Source organism: Chitinophaga varians (assembly GCF_012641275.1).
Classification (GTDB): Bacteria; Bacteroidota; Bacteroidia; order Chitinophagales; family Chitinophagaceae; genus Chitinophaga; species Chitinophaga varians_A.
The window spans coordinates 1-1,465 of the sequence record NZ_JABAIA010000013.1 but is presented as its reverse complement, the minus strand read 5'-3'; the positions used below and the strand labels follow the sequence as shown (position 1 = coordinate 1,465).

Annotated in this window: 1 protein-coding gene; it reads right to left on the bottom strand. The window is 56.8% G+C overall.

Annotated features, from left to right (window positions below; translation table 11 throughout):
- Window positions 1-1,465, bottom strand: a 1,465-nt coding sequence (locus HGH92_RS33375) for an SDR family NAD(P)-dependent oxidoreductase (protein ID WP_168875200.1), incomplete at both ends; no start/stop codon positions are given.

The window sequence follows — 1,465 nt, the reverse complement described above, 5'->3', positions numbered from 1 at the left end:
CCGTCTTGTTGATGATAAAACTGTCCCGCACCACGCCTGCCGCGTGGATAATACCGTGAAGCTCCCCGTAGTTGTCCTGCACCCAGCTGATCAGCGATGCCACTGAGGCTGCATCCCCCACGTCGCAGCGGCGATAGCTCACTGCCGGCAATGCGGCAACCCACGACGGCGCCTCGCTTCGGCCGCACAGCACCACGCGGGCGCCAGGCGTATTCGTGATATGTGACGCCAGCAACCGGCCAAGACCGCCGCCACCACCGGTAATCAGGTACACCCCGTCTGCACGGATACCTGTCCCTGGTGAAGGAGAGGACGATGAAGATCGCAGTTCCTGCAACCGCTTCACTTCTCTCACACCGCCACGGTAGCGCACTTCAGCATCTGACGTATCCAGCTCGCAAGACACCAGCTGCCCCAGCTCTTCAATATCTTGAAGGGACAAGCGCTCCACGCCTATCGTTTTACTTTTTAACTGTGGATATTCACGGCTGGCCGTTTTCAACAGTCCCGCTATAAACCCTTCTCCCGGAAGGGAAGCATAACAGTACAAGACTATGAGACGGCCTCCCATACGCTGCTGCAACCGTTTTTTCACCTCCTCCAGGCAGAACAGGAAATATTCCGTTGGCGTGCCGGCGGCGACATGCACAGCCCTCATCTCCAGCCGCTCTCCCAGCTTCTCTGCCAGTGTTGCCGGGCCGCCGGACACCAGCAACAGATCTTCCCCTTTGGCACCGGCCGTTTCTCCGGCGGCATCACCTGCCGTCCATATAGGCTGGTACAGATAGCTGCTGCCAGCGGGAACTTTAGTTTCCGTTCCGGAGTAGGGAAGGGTCACAAAATCATTCATGCTGACCAGCACTCCGCCGGATTCGTCCATCACCAGTATATTATAACCGCTTCCGCTCTTCTGTACATGACACCATAAACTGGCTGGCAGCGGGCCGTAAATATTCATTTCCCGGATACTGTAAGGCAGTGATAACCCCGCCGCGCCCCCTTCCGTAAAAAAGCCAATACAGCTCTGAAGCGCGCTGTCAAGTAAACCCGGGGACAATACATATCCTTCTTCAACCGGCAACTGAATGCGCGTGAGCACTTCCGTGCTGCTGTAGTAAATGTCCGAGATGCCGCGGAAACGGTTGCCATAGTTCAGGCCAAGACCGGAAAAGATATCATAGCAGGCAGTAGCTGATAAATACCCCCCTAGGCGATGACGTATGCCTTCAACCTCCTGTGCCGGCGGTGCGCTCAGCGGCGTAGTTACAATGGTGCCTGTGCCGTATATGCATGCTGTCCCGTCATGACCGGTATATACCACATAACCGATCCCTGCTGCTGATGTCTCTACCCGCACATGCACCGGGGTGGCCTGATCTTCTACTTTCAGCAACCGTTGCCAGGTTACGTCCCGTAAACCGGTCACGCCCGCCCCTGTTGACAGCTCTCCCGCTACTCTGGCCAG